At 48.8% G+C, this 4614-nt stretch carries 2 protein-coding genes and 1 pseudogene; 1 reads left to right on the forward strand and 2 read right to left on the reverse strand.

Annotation, left to right across the window (positions count from 1 at the left end; all coding sequences use genetic code 11):
• Nucleotides 1–483, forward strand: a pseudogene (locus QZP87_RS06630) (histone deacetylase family protein); the annotation flags it as partial.
• A gap of 1294 nt (nt 484–1777) precedes the next feature.
• Here the strand turns inward: QZP87_RS06630 and QZP87_RS06635 are convergent.
• Together QZP87_RS06635 and QZP87_RS06640 are read right to left on the reverse strand one after the other, a co-directional pair.
• Nucleotides 1778–2599 carry a FlgO family outer membrane protein gene (locus QZP87_RS06635; protein ID WP_291322134.1) on the reverse strand — a complete coding sequence of 274 codons (822 nt, stop codon included), beginning with the start codon at nt 2597–2599 and terminating at the stop codon, nt 1778–1780.
• A 290-nt stretch (nt 2600–2889) separates the two neighbouring features.
• Entirely contained in the window at nt 2890–3624 is a 735-nt protein-coding gene (locus QZP87_RS06640; protein ID WP_291322135.1) for a hypothetical protein, read from the reverse strand.
• Nucleotides 3625–4614 lie beyond the last annotated feature (990 nt).

Here is a 4614-nt window from a genome sequence, read left to right on the forward strand (position 1 = left end):
GAGCCGGCCTTTGGTCTCATCCGCCCTCCAGGACATCACGCCAGCCCGGATTTCTGCTGGGGGTTCTGCTGGTTCAACAATGTGGCCATAGCTGTAGAAAGACTTATCCGCAGAGGTGATATAAATTCAGCCTATATCCTGGATATAGACCTGCATTTCGGAGACGGCACCCAGGGCTTTTTCCTGGGCCGTGAAGATGTAACATATCAGCACATGGGAGACATGGAAGAATTGCCCCAGGAACTGAAAAGGGCTGGAGAACCTGATATTATAGCTGTTTCGGCCGGATTCGACCGCCACGTCCTGGACTGGGGAGGATACCTGAGCACGCAGGATTACCATGAAATCGGCAGGCAGGTAGGCATTTTGGCTGCAGGTAACTGCCCTGGCCGGATATTTGCTGTACTGGAAGGCGGTTACAACCACGAAGTTCTGGGAGACAACATCCTGGCGCTTCTGCAGGGCCTGGGTGAATCAACCTGAAATAAAAATAATGCAACTCAAAAAGTCAGAATGACTGTAACCCTTCCGGGGGTCCTCGGTAGTGATCGTCGGCACCCGGCCTCCCCCTGAATGGTTGCGAATGACTGATCCTGCTGAATATGGATCATTTATCGCTACAGTGACACTTTATTTAACCTGGAATGTCCCCGGTGGCCGAGGCAATAAAAAGAACACAAAGATTCGCTGCAGTGTTGACAATTAGGCGCTTAGGGATGTTCAAAATACCAATATACCGTTACTGTCAGTGACTTAACCGTTGAAAGCCTGTTACAAAGTGTGTGTGGGGACAGGCACCACGGCACTTATTTTTTTAGAGGCTGCCTTTTCATTTGTTACCCGAAACGAGTGACAAATGAAAAAAATTGTCCTGTCTTCCTTGGCGACCTTTGCCAGCCCTGTTGAATTCACGAAGTGAAGGCGGAGCCATTTAACTGGGGCGCCTTTGCGTGAGAATATGTTTTTGGTTGCGGGCATAGTCAGCTTTTAATGACCAAGGATACGCCTCTTGGCGGGATCAGATGGACTTATTGCAGTCACAACCTACCAGCAGCACCTGTAACGTCCGTAATACTTTGGATACCAGCGACCAGGCGCAGCCGATTTATATCTTACATCAGCAGGGCGAGTCCAGTACCCGCAATGCAGGCAGTAAGGGCTGACCTTGAAGGGAAGAATCCTGGGTTGAAATGTGCACGGATGGTAGCTGCGCCAACCCAATGGCACCGGCTCCAGGACTATATTGCTGCCTGTGTAACCACAATCGATTGCCCCCGGCTGACAATAACTGCGCTGGGCTGTACAGCCGAAGAGAAGCATGAGCAGCAAAATAAATAAAACATAGTAAATCCCATTTTTCATATCATCCCCCGATTATTCAGTAGAATCTGCTTAGCTCTTTGGATGTGGTACGGGGACTGGCTCTTTCGGGAACCACTTGTCCCAGAAAATGAGTCGTTTTGAGCACAAAATGATGCTTAAGTGGTTCCAGGAGTGCCTGTCCCCTGCTTTCACTTGGCAGTGGGACTGTCCCCGCTAAGAACCAACCAGATCAAAGGCAACCAGTTTTGCGAATTAAAGATTTCAGTAACGAAAAAATATTGTGGCGGGGTCTGTCCCAATTGGGATAAGAGCACTGCTTTATCTTGGGTTGCAGGCAAAGCCCGCGTTAGATATTCCATATTTATCACCACCAGTTAATTCTGACTTTTTGCAGGTGCCTCAGAAAAGTCTGTTCCGGATTTCGAAAGTTCTCAAGTTACAAGCCCGATATGCATTATTGCCCGGTCCCCCGGAATAGTCTTATCTGAGTACGGGCGTCCCATTTCTGAGGATCCGGCAACTGGTTCCTGCTTTTAAACATCTCCAGTGCCCTTTTTGAATTTCTGCCCCAGATGCCGTCAATGCGATCCAGGTACAGGCCCAGTTCAGCCAGCCGGTTCTGGATCAGCTTGGCATCTGTGCTCCTGGCGGGGTTAAGAATTATGGCCCCCTCTGATAATGGACCTTTACCGTTGATAATCCTGTCGTCCACGGTCCTTCTTTCTTCTGGAATATCTTCGGCCTGAGTCATTGCTTTCAGGTCTCCGTCAAGCCTGAACGAAAAATCATGAGAGGATATTACGCTGTTGTTTGTGGTCTTGACCAGCTTTGCCGTAACCATGACCCTTTCGCCCTGCACATGATAGGTTCCGGTGATAATTGCCTGGGCATTCCAGGAATTTTTTAGATGGTCCATATCCCTGGACAGTGCGAATTCTCCTCTGCCGGGGCTCATGCGCACCGAATGCTTTCTGAGCTTCATTTCCACCACGTTATAGCCGTGTTGGGACAACCTCGAACCAATCAGCTCTCCAAGATGTCTGCCCAGCACCGATGTACTGTTCAAATCGCTGACATCCACGAAGCTTGTGGGCATAATGGGCAGCGTCCTGCTTAAATCCCTGGTGATATTGTACTCCAGCATATCAGCGGCCTGATATGCGATGCCTGGAAGACCTTCTTTTTGATAATGAAACTGGGGCTGCCAGGCATAGACTGTATACTGGCCGGACATGATAAACAACATCAACAGCATCAAGCTGAAAATCCTTTTCATAGCTCCTCCGGATAAATCCACAAAGCATATTGCCCAGTGAGGGCTCTACCTGCACTTATTATTCAATAAAGATTTTTAAAATCAGGTAACACTACAGCGACACTTTGTGCAAATTATCGCCTCGGCCACCGGGGACAGGCACCCCCGCACTAATTTTTCTAAAGGAAGGCTGACACGTTAAAAAATTAGTGCGGGGAGAGCCAGTCCCCATGCTCAATACAAATGGCTAAACTGTTACAAAATCAGAGTCCCCTGCTTTCCAGATAAAAGCGCTCATAAGATACATCCCGTCAGTCAACAAGCCGATAATGAACCTTTGAAGGATCCCTGTAGATGGTATGCTGCTTATAATGATCCCAATCGGTATCGTTTATGTAATATATGGAAGAATCGCGCATGATATAGTTGTCGTTAAGTGTAAGAGAAGTCGTAACCATTACCTCCATGGACGGCACTTCGGGGGTGTATGCCCCGGCCTCTACATTGACCTGGGCTCCGGCAACCAGATATTCCTGGGGTCTTATAGTGGATGGGGATGCTTTACCAGGCTCCTGCCTTCTGACAAACATTCCCGGTGCAAGGGACTTGTAGACGCCTCTCTGGGTTCTTATAACCCGTCTGCTGTGCCTGACCAATTCCAGATCAAAGGATAATACCATGGCCCCTCCTTCGCTCCTGGAAACACGCATGCCTTTATGAACCATCTTGGTTAGCAGAAGATTGTAAAAGGCCTTTTCAAAAGGAGTGCTGCCCGGAGGTGCAACATAGATGGAGTACCGGCCCTTGGCAATGGCCCGCATTTCCAGGGAATCCTCAATCCTGCAGGCCACGTCTTCAGCCAGGACCTCCCAGTGCTGCATAGCCTGCATTTTTTTCTGGGTGGTCAATGAATACCCAGTGGGTACTGGCACCTGGGAGGAAACAGGCTGTGACGGCCTGGGTTGGTATGGCTGCTCATAGTAGGTGCACCCGCCGAGGAATAATATCAGCAGGGGCAGTGTAATCAGCCTGAAAATCCATGACATTTCAACCTCCGCATTCAAAAAATTGGTCCTGATAACATCAGCCCGCATAACATACAGGTAACCATTCAAGGGGTCCTCGATGATAATTACCGGCACCAGGCCTGGGGACTGTCCCTGGCTATGAATTGATTGTGCTGGTTCACAAAGTTCCGCGTCTGCAACTTTTGTATTTGTGCTGGCGATGTGTTGCCGGGACTGCCCCCAGGCCGGTATCGGCACACACTGAATGGTTACAGATACAGAATATCTTTCGGATAAAATGCAGGAAAGTTTAGTGCCTTTCTGAGAAGATGCAACTGTAAAAAGTCAGATATTAACACTACAGCGAAACTTATGGCTGACCTCCGGGGACTGGCTCTCCCAGCACGTATCTGTTTAGCGCTTTAGATGTGGCATGGGGACTGGCTCTCCCCGCACTTATTTTTAAAATGCCGTCAATCATCCTTCAGAAAAATAAGTGCGGGGGTGCCTGTTCCCTGCTTTCCTGAAAAGCGCTAAAAAGATACCCCGGAGATATTCCGGCACTGATTTATGGTGAACATCTCTTTCCGGTGGGTTGAAAAATAAATGCGGAAATATCCCAATTTTGTCAACAGCAACTCTCTATCCTGGGGTGCAGGCACAGCCCGCCTTTGGGGAAGCATGCCCGATAAGATGTGACTGCTAAAAGTCATTTTTGCAGTCACAGACGTCGGATATCAGAGGTCAGAGGTCAGAGGTCAGAGGTCAGAGGTCAGATATCAGAGGTCGGATATCAGAGGTCGGAGGTCAGGGGTCAGATAGCAGAGGTCAGAGGTCGGAGGTCAGTAAAATCAAAGAGTTATGTAGATTGTTGGTAACTTCTCAATAACTCCGGGCAGTATGCCTGGATACCGGCTTCCGCCGGTATGACATCACAATGCAACGACCTGTTTTCATTCGTCATTCCGGCGAAAGCCGGAATCCAGGTATTTTCTTAGTGTAAGATCGCCCAGAATTATTGAGAAGTTA

The organism is Desulfonatronospira sp. (assembly GCA_003563255.1).
In the GTDB taxonomy this organism is placed as follows: Bacteria; Desulfobacterota; Desulfovibrionia; order Desulfovibrionales; family Desulfonatronovibrionaceae; genus Desulfonatronospira.

What these genes read in the sequence shown, in the direction of transcription:
- QZP87_RS06635 (WP_291322134.1), bottom strand. Translation starts at nt 2,599, where the DNA reads ATGAAAAGGATTTTCAGCTTGATGCTGTTGATGTTGTTTATCATGTCC.
- QZP87_RS06640 (WP_291322135.1), bottom strand. Translation starts at nt 3,624, where the DNA reads ATGTCATGGATTTTCAGGCTGATTACACTGCCCCTGCTGATATTATTC.